The organism is Curtobacterium sp. MCLR17_055 (assembly GCF_003234305.1).
Taxonomy (GTDB): Bacteria; Actinomycetota; Actinomycetes; order Actinomycetales; family Microbacteriaceae; genus Curtobacterium; species Curtobacterium flaccumfaciens.
On record NZ_QKSX01000014.1, the window covers coordinates 19,297 to 37,109 of the forward strand.

General features: G+C 71.8%; 18 protein-coding genes. 3 read left to right on the forward strand and 15 right to left on the reverse strand.

Going from position 1 to position 17,813, the window contains the following annotated elements:
- Positions 1-14: 14 nt before the first annotated feature.
- The 12 genes from DEJ09_RS12880 to DEJ09_RS12935 form a co-directional block, all read right to left on the reverse strand.
- The gene (locus tag DEJ09_RS12880; protein WP_111088853.1) at positions 15-989 is read right to left on the reverse strand and encodes a hypothetical protein; all 975 of its coding nucleotides are present in this window, start codon (positions 987-989) and stop codon (positions 15-17) included.
- An 8-nt stretch (positions 990-997) separates the two neighbouring features.
- A complete protein-coding gene (locus DEJ09_RS12885) occupies positions 998-1,654 on the reverse strand; it encodes a response regulator transcription factor (RefSeq protein WP_111088906.1) in 657 nt (218 codons plus the stop codon).
- A complete protein-coding gene (locus tag DEJ09_RS12890; protein WP_111088854.1) occupies positions 1,651-2,904 on the reverse strand; it encodes a sensor histidine kinase in 1,254 nt (417 codons plus the stop codon). Before DEJ09_RS12890 ends, DEJ09_RS12885 begins: the two co-directional genes overlap by 4 nt.
- Before the next feature lie 84 nt (positions 2,905-2,988).
- On the reverse strand, positions 2,989-3,897 hold the full coding sequence (locus DEJ09_RS12895) for a hypothetical protein (protein ID WP_111088855.1): 909 nt from the start codon (positions 3,895-3,897) through the stop codon (positions 2,989-2,991).
- Between the two features lie 31 nt (positions 3,898-3,928).
- The gene (gene manD / locus DEJ09_RS12900; RefSeq protein WP_241660452.1) at positions 3,929-5,281 is read right to left on the reverse strand and encodes a D-mannonate dehydratase ManD; all 1,353 of its coding nucleotides are present in this window, start codon (positions 5,279-5,281) and stop codon (positions 3,929-3,931) included.
- Positions 5,278-6,561 carry a mannitol dehydrogenase family protein gene (locus DEJ09_RS12905; protein ID WP_111088856.1) on the reverse strand — a complete coding sequence of 428 codons (1,284 nt, stop codon included), beginning with the start codon at positions 6,559-6,561 and terminating at the stop codon, positions 5,278-5,280. The genes manD and DEJ09_RS12905 overlap by 4 nt, the downstream gene beginning before the upstream one ends.
- Positions 6,558-7,445, reverse strand: a complete 888-nt coding sequence (locus DEJ09_RS12910; protein WP_111088857.1) for a sugar phosphate isomerase/epimerase — start codon at positions 7,443-7,445, stop codon at positions 6,558-6,560. The genes DEJ09_RS12905 and DEJ09_RS12910 overlap by 4 nt, the downstream gene beginning before the upstream one ends.
- Positions 7,442-8,653: a Gfo/Idh/MocA family protein gene (locus DEJ09_RS12915; protein WP_111088858.1), complete on the reverse strand. Its 1,212-nt coding sequence runs from the start codon at positions 8,651-8,653 to the stop codon at positions 7,442-7,444. Before DEJ09_RS12915 ends, DEJ09_RS12910 begins: the two co-directional genes overlap by 4 nt.
- The gene (locus tag DEJ09_RS12920; protein WP_111088859.1) at positions 8,650-9,486 is read right to left on the reverse strand and encodes a sugar phosphate isomerase/epimerase; all 837 of its coding nucleotides are present in this window, start codon (positions 9,484-9,486) and stop codon (positions 8,650-8,652) included. Before DEJ09_RS12920 ends, DEJ09_RS12915 begins: the two co-directional genes overlap by 4 nt.
- Before the next feature lie 93 nt (positions 9,487-9,579).
- Positions 9,580-10,539: a carbohydrate ABC transporter permease gene (locus DEJ09_RS12925; RefSeq protein WP_206647628.1), complete on the reverse strand. Its 960-nt coding sequence runs from the start codon at positions 10,537-10,539 to the stop codon at positions 9,580-9,582.
- Positions 10,536-11,558, reverse strand: coding sequence for a carbohydrate ABC transporter permease (locus tag DEJ09_RS12930; RefSeq protein WP_111088860.1), 1,023 nt, complete (start codon positions 11,556-11,558; stop codon positions 10,536-10,538). The genes DEJ09_RS12925 and DEJ09_RS12930 overlap by 4 nt, the downstream gene beginning before the upstream one ends.
- Positions 11,558-12,913 carry an ABC transporter substrate-binding protein gene (locus DEJ09_RS12935; protein ID WP_181433361.1) on the reverse strand — a complete coding sequence of 452 codons (1,356 nt, stop codon included), beginning with the start codon at positions 12,911-12,913 and terminating at the stop codon, positions 11,558-11,560. The genes DEJ09_RS12930 and DEJ09_RS12935 overlap by 1 nt, the downstream gene beginning before the upstream one ends.
- Positions 12,914-13,033: 120 nt before the next feature.
- Here DEJ09_RS12935 and DEJ09_RS12945 point away from each other — a divergent pair, with 120 nt between their 5' ends.
- From DEJ09_RS12945 to DEJ09_RS12955, 3 genes are all read left to right on the forward strand, one after another.
- Positions 13,034-14,158 (forward strand): LacI family DNA-binding transcriptional regulator, encoded by a 1,125-nt coding sequence (locus DEJ09_RS12945; protein ID WP_258373894.1) that lies wholly within the window; start codon positions 13,034-13,036, stop codon positions 14,156-14,158.
- Positions 14,159-14,221: 63 nt separating this feature from the next.
- Entirely contained in the window at positions 14,222-15,718 is a 1,497-nt protein-coding gene (gene uxaC, locus DEJ09_RS12950) for a glucuronate isomerase (protein WP_111088862.1), read from the forward strand.
- Between the two features lie 119 nt (positions 15,719-15,837).
- Positions 15,838-16,446, forward strand: a complete 609-nt coding sequence (locus tag DEJ09_RS12955) for a class I SAM-dependent methyltransferase (RefSeq protein WP_111088863.1) — start codon at positions 15,838-15,840, stop codon at positions 16,444-16,446.
- Positions 16,447-16,478: 32 nt separating this feature from the next.
- Here DEJ09_RS12955 and DEJ09_RS12960 read toward each other — a convergent pair whose 3' ends face one another.
- The 3 genes from DEJ09_RS12960 to DEJ09_RS12970 form a co-directional block, all read right to left on the reverse strand.
- Complete coding sequence (locus tag DEJ09_RS12960; RefSeq protein WP_111039997.1) at positions 16,479-16,856, reverse strand: type II toxin-antitoxin system death-on-curing family toxin; 378 nt, start codon at positions 16,854-16,856, stop codon at positions 16,479-16,481.
- Entirely contained in the window at positions 16,853-17,110 is a 258-nt protein-coding gene (locus DEJ09_RS12965) for a ribbon-helix-helix protein, CopG family (protein ID WP_254699648.1), read from the reverse strand. Before DEJ09_RS12965 ends, DEJ09_RS12960 begins: the two co-directional genes overlap by 4 nt.
- A gap of 122 nt (positions 17,111-17,232) precedes the next feature.
- Entirely contained in the window at positions 17,233-17,772 is a 540-nt protein-coding gene (locus DEJ09_RS12970; protein WP_111088864.1) for a gluconokinase, read from the reverse strand.
- Between the last annotated feature and the right edge of the window lie 41 nt (positions 17,773-17,813).

Sequence of the window (17,813 nt, forward strand, 5' to 3'; positions counted from 1 at the left end):
CCGCGACCGCCGCGTCAGTCGACGTCCGTCGGTGCCGCCGGCGCGAGCCGCGCGATCACCCGGTCGAGGCGGGCCTCCACCTGCGGCTGCCGCGTCGAACCCTTCCGGAGCACGGCCGCGTCGGTCGCGGTGATGTGCAGCAGCCGTTCCCACTCCGCCGCGTACAGCGCGCTGCGGTAGCCGGATGACTCCTGGCACGCGACGTCCCGTTCGGCGACGGCGACCTCGGCCTTCCCCGGATCGTCCGAGAACAGGACGACCTGGTCGCCGTCACGGGCGCTGACGTGCATCGAGGGGGTCGGCATGCCCTCCGGACCCTCCGGCAGGTCCGGCACACCGGACGGCGCCATGCAGGTGCGCCACCCGGCCGCGGCCGTGCGGACCGGGTCGTCCTGGCGTGCGTCCAGCGCCGCCAGGTACGTCAGGCGCTGGGCGAGTTCGGACGCGGTCTGCTCGGTGCCGCGCAGCGTGGTGCCGAGCGTCTTCCGGGCCGCCTTCCAGCAGCGGGCGGCCACGTCGTCCGGGAGCGCGGCGAACGCGGCCTGGCGGTCTGGGTCGTACCCCCACTTCCGCATGCCCTCCTGGTTCGCACCGGCGACGGACGGCCCGTGGTAGCCGCGGGCCTCGGCGAGCGCCGTGGTGAGGGGCCGGGTGGTCGCGAGTGCGGGTGCGGGGTTCGCCCGGGCGGCGGTGTCGGCCGCGTCGTCGTCGGCCTGCAGCCCGGCCGCGGTCGCCCAGGGAGCCGGGTCGTCGATGCCGGCCTTCCGCAGGCAGGGCTCAGCCACGAGGTCCTCCGCGTACGTGGTCTTCGACGAGGCCGGTGCGACGAAGGCGTCGAGCGGCATCGCCCACGCCGTGCTGTCCTGTTCGACGGTGGGTGCGACCGCGACGTCGGCACGCTCGGGCAGGCCGTGGACGACGGCGGTGGCCAGTCCGGCGAGGACGACGACGAGGGTGCCGGTCTTCGCGACGCGGTTCGTGATCTGCATGGATCCCCCTAGGCGCGGACGAGGCCGCGTTCGTGTGCGGTGATGACGACCTGGATCCGGTTCCGGAGTCCGAGCTTCGTCAGGACGGCGCGGACATGGGTCTTCACGGTGGCGTCGCTCAGGAAGACCGACTCGGCGATCTCGGCGTTGCTGAGCCCCTTCGCGACGAGCAGGAAGACCTCGCGCTCGCGAGCCGTCAGCGCGTCGAGCACCTCGTCGCGTCGGTCGGTGACGGCCGGGGTGCCCTGGGCGCGCAGCAGCTCGAGCGCCTCCGCTTCCGTCGGTGCCGGTCGACCGGCGTGCACGTCGCGGATGGTCGCGGTGACGACGTCGGGCAGGGCGTCCTTCGTCAGGAACGCGGCGGCTCCGGCGCGGAGTGCTGCGAGGACGGCGTCGTCGCGGCGGATGGTCGTGAGCGCGACGACCCGCGGGCGGTCCTGGGTCGACGCGGCGAGACGGGTCAGGGTCTCGATGCCGTTCATGACCGGCATCCGCAGGTCGAGCAGCAGGACGTCGGGGTGTTCGGCGGCGCAGAGCTCGAGGGCGGCGGCACCGTCGCCGGCGGTCCCGACGCAGGTCATGTCGTCCTGGGCGTCGACGAGCATCTGCATCCCGGTGGCGAACAGCCGCTGGTCGTCGACGACGGCGACGCGGACGGCGCTCATCGGACGTGCTCCGGCCGGACGGCCTCGGTGTCGGTGTCCGCCGTCGCCGTGGTCGGCCCGGCGGCGGTCGTCGGCAGCCACGCGGTGACGACCCACTCGTCCGGGGTGTCGCCGACACCGGCACGCAGCCAGCCGCCGGCCAGTCGGGCACGCTCCTGCATCCCGGCGACACCGGACCCGACACCGTCGAGCTCGACGAGGGGTTCGGTCCCCCGTGACGTCACGACGACGCCGAGCCCCGGGCCGCGCCAATCGAGCGCCACCCTGGTCGTCGCTGTTCGGCCCTGGTGCTTCAGCACGTTCGTCAGGCTCTCCTGCACGATCCGGTGCACCGCGCTGGCACTGCCCGCGGGCAGGAGTCCGGCGCCGTGCTCCTCGAACGTCGCGGTCATCCCGAGCTCCCGCATGTCCTCGACCAGGTCGGGGACGTCGGGCAGCCCGTGGCGGTCGGCGTCGTCGCTCGCCTGGATGCGTTCCACCAGGGACCGGACGTCACCGAGTGCCGAGCGGCTCACGTCGGCGATGTCCTGCAGCGCCCGGGCGGCGTGTTCGTCCCGCACGGCGATGGCCGCGGCGCCCTGGGCCTGGGACACGACGACGGCCAGTGAGTGGGCGAGCGAGTCGTGCACGTCGCGGGCGATCCGCGCGCGGTCCTGCTCGGCCCGGAGTTCGGTGGTGGTCACCTCGGTGCGGCGTTGCGCCTCGACCACCCGGACCCGGGCGAGGCCGATCCGCCACGCGGCACCGATGGCCACGCCGACCGCCCAGGCGACACCGCTGACCCCGACGAACGCGAAGGTGATCGTGACGAGGTCGGAACGGGTCCCGCCGGAGTTCCCCACCCAGCTGCCCCAGACGTCCTGGTCGGCAGCGGTCGGGACCGCCATCGCCCAGGCAGCTGCCGCACTCGCGAGCAGGAGCACGGGGACCGCCACGTAGCGGAGCAGGTCGGACCGACCGGCGCCGACGATGCCGACGACGATCGCGATCGCCAGGTACTCCGGCCAGGTCGTGTCGGTCGGTCGGGTGAGCAGCCGGGCCGCCTGCAGGAGCGGGATGCCGACGACCAGTCCGAGCGCGGTCGCGGGCATCCACGCGGCGAGGCCGATGGCGACGGCGAAGGCCGACACCACGACGACGTGGTCGGCGAGCCCCGCGCGTCCGGCTTCGGCGACGATCCAGAGCACGAGGTACACGGCGCCGGCGGCGGGGGCCAGCCGGTGCCGGTACCGGCGGAGGAGGGAGGTCATGACGCGAGCGTATGGGCCTCGCCGGACGGGGACCGAGCCGTGCGGCCGCTTTTCATCCGAGGTGATGAGGTCGCGCCGGACGGCTCAGCGGCCGACCTCCCGCCGGTGCTCCTGCGCGGCGTGGAGGACGTCGCGCGCCCGGTCGCTCGCCGCCTCAGCGTCGTCGCGGGCTGCCTCGAGCCGGGTGATCTCGGCCTCGGCCTGCTCGAGGGCACGCTGGAGCTCCGCGCGCCGCTCCTCCGCCTGTTCGAGATCGGCCTCGGCGGTGTCGAGTGCTGCGTCGGCGTCGCGGGACTCAGTGCGCGCGGCGGTCTCGGCCTGGCGCGCGGCCTTCCGGTCGGCGGCCGGGTCGCGCTTCGGTTCGGGTTCGGCGTCCGGCTCCGACTCCGGGGCGTCGCGCTGCGCGGGCCTGGAGGCACGGCTCGCCTTCCGCGCACCCCTCGCCTGGGAGATGGGGATGGGTGGGGCATCGCTGCCGGACCAGGCATCGGGCACCGCGTCCGGATCCGCGAGCGCCCCGTCGAGGTCGACCGCGTCGAACCCCACGCTCTCGAGCGCCGTCACGAGCAGCCCCGACCGGACGGCCGCGCCGGCGTGCGGGTCCGCCATCGCCGCCTCGATCGTCGACCGGACCTGCTCGAGCACCGCCGGGGTGACGGGGTGTCCGGCGTCGGACGCCAGGTCCGCACCGGCCTGCGCGAGGGCGTCGACGACCTCGGTGCGCTGCCGACGGAGGGTCCGGATCGCGTCGGGGTCGGCGTCGGCTTGGGCATTGCGGAGCGCCGGTCCGAGGTCGACGGCGTCGTCGAGGGCACCGTCGTGGGCGAGCAGGTCGATCACCCATGCAGCCGGTGAGGGCTTCCGGAGCTTCCCGACCGCCGTGGCGAGGGCACGGTCGTCCTTCCGCACCGCGCGCTGCCGTGCGGTGCGCTCGGCGACGAAGTCCTGCGGCGCGACGAGCAGCAGCTCCCTGGCGACGTCCGCGAACTCCATGCGACCACTGTGCCAGCCAGGATGCCAGGGACTACCAGTCGTGGACGGTGCCGTCGGCCAGGCGGTTGAAGGGCAGGTACGCCTGCTCGTAGGGGTACTTGCCGGCTTCGTCGACGTCGAGGCTGACCCCGAGGCCCGGCTCGTCACCCGGGTGCAGGTAGCCGTCGGTGAACGTGAACGTCTGGTGGAACACCTGGTTGGTCTGCGGTCCGTGCTGCATGTACTCCTGGATGCCGAAGTTGTGGATCGCGAGACCGAGGTGCATCTGCGCGGCAAGGCCCACCGGGGAGATGTCGGTCGGCCCGTGGAAGCCGGACTTGACCTGGTACAGCGCCGCGTACTCCATCGTCTTCTTGAGCGGCGTGACGCCACCCATGTGCGTGACGGCACCGCGGACGTAGTCGATGAGCTGGTCGCGGATGATGTCCTTGAAGTCCCAGATGGTGTTGAAGACCTCGCCGATCGCCAGCGGCGTCGTGGTGTGCTGCCGGACGAGCTTCAGGGCCTCCTGGTTCTCGGCGGGGGTGCAGTCCTCGAGCCAGAACAGGTCGTAGGGCTCGAGCGACTTGCCGAGCTTGGCGGCCTGCAGCGGGGTCATCCGGTGGTGGCCGTCGTGCAGCAGCGGCAGTTCGGGGCCGAACTCGTTGCGGACGGCCTCGAACACGGTGGGCACGTGGCGCAGGTAGGCGCGGGTGTCCCAGTCCTCCATCGCCGGGTACGCACCGCGCTGCGCGGGCTCGAAGTCGTAGCGGACGCCGGCGTTGCCCTCGGTGGTCCTGTTCGAGGCGATGCCGTAGATGGACTCGAGGCCGGGGACACCGGTCTGCACCCGGATGGAGCGGTAGCCCTCTTCCTGGTGCTCGCGGATGGAGTCGAACAGCTCGGGCAGCTCCTTGCCCGAGGCGTGGCCGTACGCCATGAGCCCGGTGCGCGATGCCCCGCCGAGCAGCTGGTAGAGCGGCATCCCGGCGACCTTCGCCTTGATGTCCCAGAGGGCCATGTCGACGGCGGCGATCGCGGCCATCGTGACCGGACCACGGCGCCAGTACGACGACCGGTACAGGAACTGCCAGGCGTCCTCGATGCGGCTGGCGTCACGGCCGACGAGCAGCGGGACGACGTGCTCGGACAGGTACGCGGAGACCGCGAGCTCGCGGCCGTTCAGGGTGGCGTCGCCGAGCCCGGTGACGCCGTCGGCCGTGGTGAGCTTGAGCGTCACGAAGTTCCGGTTCGGGCTGGTCACGATGACCTCGGCCCGCTCGATCAGCTGGCCGCGGTCCGCCGAGGCCCAGGTGTCCGGACGGCCGGCGGTGGTCTCGGCCGGCCCGCTGTCGGTGGCACCGGGGACCGGGGCCGCGGGGTTGGTGGTGGTCGTGTCGGTCATGCGTGGACTCCTCCGTTGGAGCGTTCGCGGGCGCGTGCCGCGGCGGTGCGGATGCGGTCGGCCGCCGCCGTCACGGCGGCGACCACGGGGGTGGTGTCGAGTTCGGGCGCGACGACGGCCAGGACGTCGTGCACGTCCGAGTCTGGCCCGGGGGCACCGGGGTCGTCCACCAGGTCGGACTGCTCGGTGACGTGCAGCCACCACGCGGCGAGGGCGGTGGCCGCTCCGGTGCCGATGCCGGCCGAGGGGTCGCGGGCGAGCCGGTGCCGCACGACGTCGACGACACGGACGGGCAGCTTCTGCGAGCCGCCGGACGCGATCTGCCGCAGCGTGTGCCGGATGCGCGGGTTGGCGAACCGTTCGACCAGGGCCGTGCGGGCGTCTTTGACCTCGGCCTCGGGCAGCGGGAGTTCGAGCGCGGCTTCGTCCCAGAGCTGCTCGACGGCGGTGCGGCAGACCGGGTCGTCCATCGCCTCGGCCACGGTGTCGTGGCCGAGCTGCAGCCCCAGGTAGGCGAGGAGCGAGTGCGAGCCGTTCAGCAGCCAGAGCTTCCGCTGCTCGTACGGGGTGACGTCGTCGACGATCCGGACGCCGGCCGTCTGCCACGCGGGCCGGTCGGTGCCCGCGAAGGCGTCCTCGAGCACCCACTCGGCGAACGGCTCGGTGACGACGGGGACCCGGTCTCCGGCGAGCGCACCCGGCAGTTCCGACAGGCGCGCGACGTCGTCGTCGGTGGTGGCCGGGGTGATCCGGTCGACCATCGAGCTCGGGAACGTGACGTTCGCCTCGATCCAGTCGTGCAGGGCGTCGTCGGTGACGGCGTCGAGCACGGCGTCGCGCAGGACCGCCCCGTTGTGCGTCAGGTTGTCGAGACTGACCAGCGCGATGCGCCCGGACCCGGCGGCACGGCGGGCGTCGAGCCCCGCGACCAGCCGCGCGGGCACGTCGGAACCGGGCCGGTAGCCCTGCTCGGTGACCGTCAGCGTGACGATGGTCGTCCCCGGGGACGCGACCACGTGCCTCCAGGCCGTGTCGTCGCTGCCCGGGTGGGCGGCCACGATCGTGTCGACCACCTCGGCTCCGTCGCCGGACGCGGCTCGGGTGACGAGCGTGTACCGGCAGTCCTGCGCGGTCAACGCGTCCGCGGCGGCGGGCGAGCGGCCAGTGAAGGCGGTGATCCCCCACGGCTCCCCCGTGGTGTGGGCGGTGTACCAGGCGAGGTGGGCACGAGCAAAGGCCCCCACCCCCAGGTGGACGATGCCCGGACGCCGATCGGTCATGCCGACACCGGTACGAGGGAGCGGAGGTACGCCAGGTTGTCGGCGGTGCGGGCCTCGAGCGGGAGGTCGGTGGAGAAGTCCTCGATGGTGACCCATCCGTCGTACCCGACCTGGCGGAGCGCGTCGACGTACTCGGACACCGACGCCTGGCCGGTGCGCAGGGGTGCCCACTCGTGCTGCCAGATCGAACTGCCGTCGGCACGGGTGTCGCCGGTGTCGACCCAGCGGGCGTTCTTCACGTGGGCGTGCGCCAGGTACGGCCCGAGCAGTTCGAACGCGGCCAGGTGGTCCTCGTACCCCTCGATCACGAGGTTGCCGAGGTCGTGGATGACGCCGACGTGTGCGGGGTCGAGACCGTCGATCAGTCGCAGTGCCGCGGAGGCCGACGGCGTGATCGTCATGTGGTGCAGCTCGACGAGTGCCTTCACGCCGAGCTCCGACGCACGCGACGCGACCCACTCGAGATCGGCGCGGGTGCGGTCGAAGAGCTGCGGGTAGGTCTCGCCGGTGCGTTCCTTCTCGGCACGGTAGTGCGGCATCGTGACGCGGACCTGCCGGGCGCCGAGTTCGCTGGTCACGCGCAGCATCGTCTCGACGCCGTCGTGGTCGGCGGCCGGCTGGTAGCCGCCGATGCCCGAGTACTCGAGCCCGGCGGCGTCGGTGGCCCGGGCGATCTCGCCGACCCGGTCGCGGATGCCGGTGTACTGCCAGGTCGAGTTGTTGCCCGCCCAGAACGACCGCTCGGCGGGGACCTCGGTGCCGTCGGCCGGGCGGTCGTCGACGATGCGCCACTCGATGCCGTCCCAGCCCTGCGCCGCCAGGGTCTCGGCGGCTTCGGACGGGGTCCAGTCGGGGGTGGAGGCGGTGAACACGGAGAACTTCATCGGGTGGCTCCTTCGGTCGCGCTTGCGGTGGCGGGTGTGCCGACGACGGGCACCACGTCGTCGTACGTTCCCTCGATCACGTCGTCGATGCGCACGGGTCGCCCGAGCGTCGCGCTGACGTAGAGCCCGCGGACGGTGGCGAGCGACACGAGGGCCGCGTCGACGGTGACACCCGGTTCGCGTCCCTGCCGGATCGCGTCGGCGATGTCCGTGTACTGCCGAGCGTGCCCCGCGGCGAAGTGGTCGGGTTCGGCCGGGCCGCCGACGACGTGCTCGGGCGGGACGACCTGGTCCTTCTGGTCGACCGCTCCGGCGACCGCGGTGGCGTTCGACGTGGTGGACGCGGACTCGAGCGTGGCGGTGTCCGGGGCGATGTGGAAGTACGCGAGCCGGTCGTCGTCGACGATGGCGGAGCCGTGCGTGCCGTACACGGCGTACCGGGCGGAGAGCCCCGGGTACGCGGCGGTCGTGCAGTGGACGACCCCGAGCGCCCCGCCGGCGAACCGGACGGTGGCGACGGCGGTGTCCTCGACCTCGATCCGGTCGTGGGCGAGGAGCCCCGTCTGGGCCGAGATCTCGACCGGACGGCCGAGCGCCCAGACGAGCAGGTCGACGGTGTGCACGCCCTGGTTCATCACCGCGCCGCCGCCGTCGAGCGCCCAGGTGCCGCGCCAGTCACCGGAGTCGTAGTACCCCTGCGACCGGTACCACGCGACGCTCGCGAGCCCCGAGGTCACGGTGCCGAACCCGCCGTCGTGCGCGGCCCGGGCGACGGCCGCCGACGCCGGGTCGAAGCGGTGCTGACTGATGACGCTCGTGACGAGCCCGCGGTCGCGCGCGGCTGCGGCGAGTGCCGCGATCTGCCGTGCCCGGGGCATCGTGGTGTCGAGCGGCTTCTCGATGACGACGTGCTTGCCGGCGGCCAGGGCGGCCTCGGCGAGCTGCACGTGCATGCCGGACGGCGAGCAGATCGCGACGACGTCGATGTCGGTCTGGTCGATCGCCTCCTCGATGGTGGACGTCGTGATCGGGCGGGCGACGCCCATCGCCTCGATCGCGTCGGCTGCGCTCGTGGCGGCTTCGGGCACGGCGTCGACGAGGGCGACGACCTGCAGGTCGGGGTGGTGGACGGCGACGGTGGCGTGGTGGCGTCCGATGACACCGGCGCCGACGACGGCCAGGCGGAGCGGGTTGGTGGGTTCGGTCATCGCAGGGTGACTCCGATCTGGTCGGTGAGGGTGCGGAAGGCCCGGCCGGCACGACCGAAGGCCGCGGGGCCGGAGAACCCGCCGAGGGAGGTGAAGTCGCTGAGGTGCGGTTCGAGCGAGGCGTACCCGGAGTAGCCGGCGTCGCGGAGCGCGGTGAGGGTCTGGAGCAGTTCGCCGTCACCCTCGCCCGCGGGGACCACCGACGAGTCGGCGGCGAGGGCGTCCTTGACCTGCAGGTAGTCGACGTACGGGGCGAGCTGCTCCCAGCCGTCGGTGAAGGGCCGGACGCCGCACTGCACGTAGTTCGCGTTGTCCCAGGCCAGGCGGAGCGCGGACGAACCGACGCTCTCGACGATGTCGAGCACCCGCGCGGGGACGTCGCCGTAGATGTCCTTCTCGTTCTCGTGCAGCAGCGTCATGCCTTCGCGCTCGGCGAGGTCGGCCAGCGCCCGCATCCGGACGAGGACGTCGTCGCGGACGTCGTCGGGGCTGCGGCCCTCGAAGTAGAACGAGAAGATCCGGATGTTCGTCGTGCCGAGGGCGTGCGCGGCACGGATCGCACGGGCGAGCCGTGACACCTCGTGCTCGACGGGTTCGTCGACGGGCACCTTGCCGATCGGCGAGGCGATCGCGGACACGGTCTGCCCGCGCTCGTCGAGCAGCCGGTGGAGTCCGGCGAGCTGGTCCTCGTCGAGGTCGACGACGTTGACGCCCCAGGCGCTGCGGACCTCGATGGCGCTCGCGCCGAGCGCCTGGAGGACCGCGACCTGGACGACCGGGTCGGCGTCGATCTCGTCGCCGAAACCGGAGAGTTCCCAACTGGGCTGGGTCATTGCATTCCCTTCATGCGACCAGACTGGAGGCGCGGGGCGGGCTGGCACCGCGCCTCCAGGCAGTCTGTGGACAAGTCGGCAGACTGCACAGCGCTACTTGACGGAGCCGGCGGTGAGCCCGCCGACCAGGTAGCGCTGGAAGATCAGGTACAGGGCGACGACGGGGACGGCGCAGACGATCGAGGCGGCCATCATCTGGCCGTAGATCGGGACGGCGCCGCCCTCTTGGGTGGTGCCGAGCACCTGCAGGACCACGGCGACCGTCCGGGTGTTCGGGGTCGTCATGATCGTGGAGAACAGGACGTCGTTCCAGCCGAGCAGGAAGGCGAAGATCGCGGACACGACGATGCCCGGCCACGACAGCGGGAGGACGATCTTCGTCAGGATCTTCGTCGAGCTGGCGCCGTCGATGCGCGCCGCTTCCTCGAGTTCCTTCGGCAGGCCGCGCAGGTACGTGACCATCACCCACGTCGAGAACGGCAGGGCGAAGGTCAGGTAGGTGACGAACAGGCCCCATCGGGTGCCGATGATCTGCACGCCGGTGGCACTGGCGATGTTCGAGAACACCACGAAGACCGGCAGGAGCAGGAGCGTGCCCGGGATCGACTGCAGGGCGAGGAGCCCACGCAGGATCGTCAGCCGCCCGAGGAACCGGAACCGGACGAGCACGTAGGCCGTGGACACGGCGAGCGCGGCACTCGCGACGGCGACGGCACCGGCGGTGAGCATCGAGTTCACCAGTCCCTCGCCGAGGGCGACCGTCGACCAGATCTCGACGTAGTTCGACAGCGTGAACTCCGACGGGAAGTACTCGCCGCGAGCGACCGCGACGTCGGAGTTGACCGAGCCGAACAGGATGTAGAGCACCGGGACGGCGATGAACGCGATGATCACCGCGATGACGGTGACGAGCAGCCAGCGCGGCAGCAGCCGGGTGACGTCGGTGTCGTAGGGACGCTTGCTCCGTCGGCCGCCGCTGCCGGTCGTGATGCTCTCGGTGAGCGTCGCGGTGGGGCGGGTGCGGGTGCTGAAGGACGTGCTCGGGGTGGTCATGCGCGTGCTCCGTCGATGTCGGCGGCGGTCGGGGCGGCTGCGAGCGTGGCGCGGTCGGCGCGACGCTGCTTCCGGTTGGGGCCGGCGTCGTCGCCGGTGTCGAGCTTGACCGCCCGCAGGTAGACGAACAGCGGGATCGCGACGATCACGAGCGAGCAGATCGCCATGGCGGCGGACAGGCCGAAGCGGAACGACTGGAAGCTCGCGATGTACGTCAGGACGGGCATCACCTCGACGCTGGACGGCAGCGGGATGCCGAACAGCACGAACGGCAGGGTGAAGTTGTTGATGTTGTGCAGGATCGAGATGATCACCGCGAGGCTGAGGGGTCCGCGCAGGTACGGGAAGATGATGTACCGCAGCTTCGCCCACCAGGTCACCCCGTCGAGCGCGGCGGCCTCGTGCACCTCGTTGTCCACGGCCTGCAGTCCGGCCAGGGACAGCAGGTAGACGAAGGGCCAGCTCGTCCAGATCATCACGCCGGCGAGCGCCCAGTACGACGCCGAGCCGTTCAGCCACAGCACGTCGGTGTGCAGGATCGAGTTCACGACCCCCTGCGGCTGGAGCATCGTGCGGAAGAACGTGCCGACGACGAATGCGGGGAGCACGTACGGGATCAGGTAGACCGATCGGACGAGCCCGCGACCGGGGAACCGGTTCTGCGTCGAGATCGCGGCAGCGACCCCGATCGGCACGGTCACCGCGGTGACGAGCACCGACAACGACACCGAGATCCAGATGGAGTGCAGCAGCGGCGAGTTCGTGAACGCCTCGGTGAAGTTCGCGAACCCGACGAACGGGGCGCTGAACCACTGGCGGAGCGTGTACTGGTCGAGGTCGAGCATCGCGATCCAGAAGCCCACCAGGAGCGGCACCACGATGACGGCGAGCATGAGGACCCCGCCGGGCAGGAGCATCCACAGCGGGCGCTCGCGTTTGTAGAGGGGCGTCTTGCCGGCCGGGCGGACCGGCCGGGGCGGCGCCGCGTCGGTGCGGGGCCTGGTCTGCGTGCTGGTCATCACAGACCTCCGTTCTTCTGACGGTCGAGGGTGGCCTGGGCGTCCTTCTGGGCGTCCTGCAGTCGCTTGCGGAGCTGGTCGTCGGTGACCTCGCCGGACTTCAGCGACGGGATCGACTGCACGACCACGTCGACCAGGGCGAGCTGGATGTCGGACCAGGCGCCGGTGAAGGCGGTCGGCTTGGACAGGCGGCCGGCGTCGATGATCGGCTTGAGCTGCGGGTTGTCGGCTGCCAGGTCGGCGGCGGCCGACGCGTTGGTCGGCAGGTTGCCGAACAGGTCGTAGTACTCGAGCTGGGCCTTCGGGGCGCTGAGCTGCTTGACGAACGCGAACGACAGCTCCTGCTTGCTGCCGTAGTCGGCGACGACCCAGTTGTCGCCGGACAGGATGCTGGCGGCCTCGATGCCGTCGGACGGCCGCTCGGACGCCCCCGGCGGGACGGTGGGCAGCAGTGCGAACTCGTACTTGCCGTCGACCTTGGTGTCCTGGAAGGAGTTGATGGCGGTGGTGGTCGTCATCGGGAAGAACGCGGCCTTGCCCTCGGTGAACTGCGCGAGGGCCTGGGCGTTGTTCCAGCCGATCGCGGCCGGGTCGACGACACCGTCCTTCGTGACCCAGTCGAAGTAGGTGCGGTAGGCGTTCTCGACGGCCGTGCTGTCGATCTCGGCCTTCGAGCCGTCGACGATCGTGTTGCCGGCGTTCTGGGCCATCCCCCACACGAACTTCCAGGGGTCGAAGCCGTCGGCGTAGGCGATCGCCATGCCGTGGCGTCCGTCACCCGTGGTGGCCTTCGCGTCGGCGGTGAGCTCGTCCCACGTCGTGGGCATGTCGGTGATCCCCGCCTTGGCGAGCAGGTCCTTGTTCACCGCCATCACGAACGGACGGCTGGCGAACGGGATCCCGATCTGCTTCGACGCACTCGGACCGGAGATGCCGAAGGACGCGGGGTCGAACTGGTCCTTGCCGCCGATCGCGTCCCACTCCTTCGTGCCCATCTCGACGAAGGCACCGGTGGCGTACGCGGTCGGGGTGAAGGTGGTGCCGATCGCGTAGACGTCGGGGCCCTGCCCGGAGATGACGCTCGTCTGGATCGCGGTCAGTTCCTCCTGCGCGGACGAGTAGGTCTCCCACTGGATGTCGGCACCGGTCGTGCGCTTGAACTCGGCGGCGGTCTCCCGCTGCCACTGCTTGCGTTCCTTGGGGTAGGTGGTGTCCGCGCCCATCATCACGCGGAGGGTGTTCGGGTCGTCGCCGCTGCCGTTCACCACGGCACATCCCTGCAGGGACAGTGCGGCGAGGGCGACCACGGCGACGGCACCGACGATGGTGCGGACTTGCAGTCTTCGCGTCTTCACGGGGGTTTCCTCCTCGAGACCTCCTCCGAGCGGCGCTGCTCGGTGGCACCACTGTTCCGCCGTTGGCAACATGCGGCAACCGGTTGCCACTTGTTGCCAGACGCGAATACGTTCGGCCTCGTGAAGGACCTCTCGACGGACGGCGGCGGGCGCACGGGCGGTGCCGCAGGCACTGCTGGTGGCGCCGCCGCTGGTGCTCGCGCTGCCGGCGCCGCCGCTGGTGCCGCGCGTCGCGTCACCATCCGCGACATCGCCGACGCCACCGGGGTCGCCGCGTCCACCGTCTCCCGCGCCCTGTCCCTGCCCGACCGGGTCAACCCCGTCACCCAGGAGCGCATCCAGCGGGCAGCCCGCGAGCTCGGCTACGTCGCCAACTCGCAGGCACGGGCGCTGACGTCCGGGCGCACCCGCGCCGTCGCCGTGCTCGTGTCCGACATCACGAACCCGTTCTACTTCGACGTCATCCGGGGCACGCAGCACCAGCTCGCCGGGGCCGGCTGGACGCAGCTGCTCGTCGACACCGAGGAGTCCGCCGACGCCGAGATGGCCGCACTCACCGCCGTGGGGGCGAAGGCCGACGGGGCCGTGCTCACGGCGTCGCGACTGTCCGACGCGCAGATCGCACGGTTCGCCGAACGGATCCCCCTGGTCGTCGTGAACCGCCGACCCACCGGCGTGCCCTCGGTGCTCATCGACACCCCCGGCGGGGTGGAGCAGGCGGTGCAGCACCTCGTGTCGTTGGGACACCGGGAGATCCTGTACGTCGCCGGGCCGGACAGCTCGTGGTCGAACGAGCGTCGGTGGCGCGCGCTCGTGCAGGTCGCCAAGCGCCTGGGGATCCGCGTCGCCCGGGTAGGCCCGCACGCACCCTTCGTCGACTCCGGCGCCGCGGCCGCCGACGCCGCCGTGCACGCCGGTGCGACCGCGTGCATCGCCTTCAACGACCTGATCGCCATCGGGATGCTCGCCCGGCTGCGGGAGCGCGGGGTCCGCGTCCCCGAGGACATGAGCATCGTGGGCTGCGACGACATCTTCGGTGCCGACTTCTGCAACCCGCCGCTCACCACGATGACCTCGCCGATCGAACGTGCCGGCCGGGTCGCGATCCGGATGCTGCTCGGACGGCTCGGCGCGCTGCCCGCCGACGAACTGCCCGGGGAGCACATGTCCGGCGCCGTCGCCCTGCCCACCCACCTGACCGTGCGCGAGTCGACCGGACCGGCGCCCCGTGCCGGAACCGCCTGATCCGGAAATCCCGCCGCCCCACACTCGCACCACCCGAACTCGCCGTCCCCGAAGGAGTCGATGATGACCCGCACCAGCACCCCCACCCGGCTCGCACCGCACCCCGACCGGCTGTTCCCCGCCGATCCCGGAGCGCGATCCGTGGCACGCACCGTGTACGAGGCGGTCAAGGACGCCCCGATCATCTCGCCGCACGGGCATGTCGATGCGGCGCTGATCGCCTCGGACCAGCCGTTCAGCGACCCTGCGTCGCTGCTCATCACGCCCGACCACTACGTACTCCGCCTGCTGCACGCGAACGGGGTGGACCTGGCCGCGCTGGGACGCGCGGACCTGTCGGGGCCCCGCCCGGGCTCGCAGGCTCGCCCGGCGGCGTCGGCGCATCGCTGGCGCGATGCCGCTGAGCCGACGCCGCCAGGCCGTGCCATCTGGCGGCAGCTGGCGGAGCACTGGGACGACTTCCTCGGAACCCCCGTGCGCTACTGGTTCGAGACGGAGCTGCACGACGTGTTCGGGCTCGACCAGGCGCCGTCCGCCGCGAACGCGGACGACCAGTACGACCACATCGCCGGCCTGCTGGCGTCGCCCGCCTTCCGGCCACGCGCGCTCTTCGACGCCTTCGGCATCGAGGTCCTCGCCACCACGGACGGCCCGGCGGACGACCTCGCTGCGCACGCGCAGCTCGCCGCGGACCCCGGCTTCACCGGCCGGGTGCTCCCCACGTTCCGCGCGGACGCCGTGTTCGACCCGACGCGGTCGGACTGGAGGCCCGTGGTCGCGTCGATCGGCGAGGCTGCCGGCATCGACACGGGCACCCACGCAGGGCTGTTGGCGGCTCTCCGCGCACGTCGCCACCACTTCATCGAGCACGGTGCGACCGCCACGGACACCGGGGTGCTCGACGCGGGCTCCGCTCCCCTGCCGTCGAGCGAGCGGGAACGCATCCACGCCGCGGCGCTGCGCGATGCGTCCTCGGTCACCGAGGCCGAGGCGACGGCGTACCGGCACGACATGCTCTACCGCTGGGCGGAGATGAGCGTGGAGGACGGCCTCGTCATGCAGCTGCATCCCGGGGTGATCCGGAACCACCACACCCCGACGCTCGAGCGCTTCGGGCCGGACACCGGGCACGACCTGCCGGCCGTCGGGTCCTTCACCGAGCCGCTCCGGCCGCTGCTCGAGTCCTTCGGCACCGCTCCCGGGTTCCACCTCGTGCTCTTCACTGTCGACGAGACCGTCTTCTCGCGCGAGATCGGGCCGCTCGCGGGCTTCTACCCCGCCGTGTACGCGGGCGCACCGTGGTGGTTCATCGACACCCCGGCGGCCATCGGGCGCTACCGGTCGGCCGTCACCGACTCGGCGTCGTTCACCAAGACCTCCGGGTTCATCGACGACACCCGTGCGTACTGCTCCATCCCCGCGCGGCACGACATGGCGCGGCGGGCGGACGCGGCGTACCTGGCGTCGCTCGTGGTCACGCACCAGGTCTCCGAGGAGGACGCCGTCCGCACCGCCCGGCGCATCGTGTCCGACATCCCGAAGGCGACGTTCAAGCTCTGACGCTGGCGGGCGCCGCGCTGCCGCGTGGTGCGAGGTTCCGTGCCTGGTGCGAGGGTTGCCGGGTCGCACGGAACACGGAACCTCGCACGGTTCGGCGCTGCGGCGGTACGGTCGGGCGCATGACGGAGCGGGTGACGGCGGCGTACAGCGCTCGAGCCGACGAGTACGCGGCGCTGCTCGGGTCGATGGACGCCGTCCATCCCGACGACCGAGCCCTCGTCGAGGCCTGGGCAGCCGGTCGCAGCGGTCCCCTGGTCGACGCCGGGTGCGGCCCCGGTCACTGGACGGCGTACCTCGCACGGCAGGGGCACCGTGTCAGCGGCATCGACGCGGTGCCGGAGTTCGTCGAGCACGCACGACGGACGCACGGCGCGGTGGACGCGGACATCGACTTCCGGGTCGGGTCGCTCGACGCGCTCCCGCTCGCGGACGGCAGCGTCGACGGGGTCCTGGCCTGGTACTCGGTGATCCACCACGAACCGTCGCGGATCGGTGGGGCACTCGCCGAGTTCCGTCGGGTGCTCACCCCCGGCGGTGGGCTGCTGCTCGGGTTCTTCGAGGGCGCCGCGGTCGAGGCCTTCGACCACGCGGTCGTCACCGCGTACCGCTGGCCGGTCGCGTCCCTGGCGGTGCTGCTGGACGAAGCGGGGTTCGACGCCGTGGACGTCCACACCCGCACGGATCCGGGGCACCGGCCGCACGGGGCGATCAGTTCAGTGCGCCGCTGATCGGCGACGGCTGACGGCCGCCGCCCTGTCGATCAGGCGTCCGAGACCATCGAGGTCAGAGCAGCAGCGATCTCCGGCACGGCATCGAGTTCCCCCTCGGCGATCGCGACGATGAAGTCGTACGCCTGATCGTTCGAGGCGTGGAGCCGGACGCCGTTCACGCCGAGGAAGACCACGAGCAGCATCAGCCCGAGGCGCTTGTTGCCGTCGACCAGGGCGTGGTTCCGGACGGCGGAGTGGACGAGCGCCGCCGCCTTCTCGACCAGCGTCGGGTAGGCGTCGTTCCCGCCCACCGACGCGGCGGGTCGCGCGACCGCCGCTTCGAGCAGTCCGACGTCGCGGATCGCGTAGTCAGTTCCCAGGGTCCGACGAGCGACGTGCAACGCCTCGTCGGTCGTGAGGTGGATCACTTGCCGAGTCGTTCGAGCGCCTCGGCGTAGCGCGGGAGTTCTCGGTCGAGGATGCCGTCGATCAGATCGCTGCGGCTGTGCTGCTCGACGTACTCGCGGATGGCGGCGCGCGCGACGTCCTGCATCGAGCGCTCCTCGAGGTCAGCACGCTTGCGCAACGCCGCTGCCTCGTCGTCGTCGAGTCGGAGGGTCATGGCCATGGGGTCGATGGTATCAAGAGTGGTATCTGAACGGGCGGCAGTGATCGTGGTCATGGAGCGACGGTACGAGCGTCCCCCTCGACGCGGACGGGACCGGGGATCGGTTGGGGACGGCGACGACCGCGCTGCGCCCTGTGGAGGAACTGCCCGGATCAGTCGCAGGTCGTCGACGTCCGTCAGCCGGTGGTGACCGTGAGCGCGGCGAGGATCTCCCGCACGGTGTCGTCGACCGAGCCGTCGATCGACACCGCGACGGCGGCCTCATCGGGCTGCGGCCGCTCGAGGGTCGCGAACTGCGAGTCGAGCAGCGTCGTCGGCATGTACTCGTGCTGGCGGTGGGACTGCCGTTCGGCGATCAGGTCGCGCGACCCGTCGAGGAAGGCGATGACGAGACTCGGCGCGGACTCGCGCAGCCGGTCCCGGTAGGCACGCTTCAGCGCCGAGTTCGCCATCACGCACCGGGAGCCGTCCGATTCGACCGCGGCGATCCGCTCGGCGCAGGCGTCGAGCCACGGCCAGCGGTCCTCGTCGGTGAGCGGGATCCCCTGCCGCATCTTCTCCTTGTTGGCGACCGGGTGCAGGTCGTCGGCGTCGACGAAGACGCACGGTTCGCCCTGCGCGACCAGGGCGTCGGTGAGCGCCTGGCCGATGGTGGACTTGCCGGAGCCGGAGACCCCCATCACGAGGACGGGCGGGTGGACAGCGAGCTCGCTCATCCCTCCACAGTATTGATCCGGTGAACTCTGGTCCCCAGTTC

Excerpts from the sequence above, each read along its gene's own strand:
- DEJ09_RS12970 (WP_111088864.1), bottom strand. The coding sequence starts at position 17,772 with ATGAGCGAGCTCGCTGTCCACCCGCCCGTCCTCGTGATGGGGGTCTCC.
- manD (WP_241660452.1), bottom strand. The coding sequence starts at position 5,281 with ATGACCGACACGACCACCACCAACCCCGCGGCCCCGGTCCCCGGTGCC.
- DEJ09_RS12910 (WP_111088857.1), bottom strand. The coding sequence starts at position 7,445 with ATGAAGTTCTCCGTGTTCACCGCCTCCACCCCCGACTGGACCCCGTCC.
- DEJ09_RS12920 (WP_111088859.1), bottom strand. The coding sequence starts at position 9,486 with ATGACCCAGCCCAGTTGGGAACTCTCCGGTTTCGGCGACGAGATCGAC.
- DEJ09_RS12925 (WP_206647628.1), bottom strand. The coding sequence starts at position 10,539 with ATGACCACCCCGAGCACGTCCTTCAGCACCCGCACCCGCCCCACCGCG.
- DEJ09_RS12905 (WP_111088856.1), bottom strand. The coding sequence starts at position 6,561 with ATGACCGATCGGCGTCCGGGCATCGTCCACCTGGGGGTGGGGGCCTTT.
- DEJ09_RS12880 (WP_111088853.1), bottom strand. The coding sequence starts at position 989 with ATGCAGATCACGAACCGCGTCGCGAAGACCGGCACCCTCGTCGTCGTC.
- DEJ09_RS12930 (WP_111088860.1), bottom strand. The coding sequence starts at position 11,558 with ATGACCAGCACGCAGACCAGGCCCCGCACCGACGCGGCGCCGCCCCGG.
- DEJ09_RS12895 (WP_111088855.1), bottom strand. The coding sequence starts at position 3,897 with ATGGAGTTCGCGGACGTCGCCAGGGAGCTGCTGCTCGTCGCGCCGCAG.
- DEJ09_RS12885 (WP_111088906.1), bottom strand. The coding sequence starts at position 1,654 with ATGAGCGCCGTCCGCGTCGCCGTCGTCGACGACCAGCGGCTGTTCGCC.
- DEJ09_RS12965 (WP_254699648.1), bottom strand. The coding sequence starts at position 17,110 with ATGACCACGATCACTGCCGCCCGTTCAGATACCACTCTTGATACCATC.
- uxaC (WP_111088862.1), top strand. The coding sequence starts at position 14,222 with ATGACCCGCACCAGCACCCCCACCCGGCTCGCACCGCACCCCGACCGG.
- DEJ09_RS12890 (WP_111088854.1), bottom strand. The coding sequence starts at position 2,904 with ATGACCTCCCTCCTCCGCCGGTACCGGCACCGGCTGGCCCCCGCCGCC.
- DEJ09_RS12955 (WP_111088863.1), top strand. The coding sequence starts at position 15,838 with ATGACGGAGCGGGTGACGGCGGCGTACAGCGCTCGAGCCGACGAGTAC.
- DEJ09_RS12915 (WP_111088858.1), bottom strand. The coding sequence starts at position 8,653 with ATGACCGAACCCACCAACCCGCTCCGCCTGGCCGTCGTCGGCGCCGGT.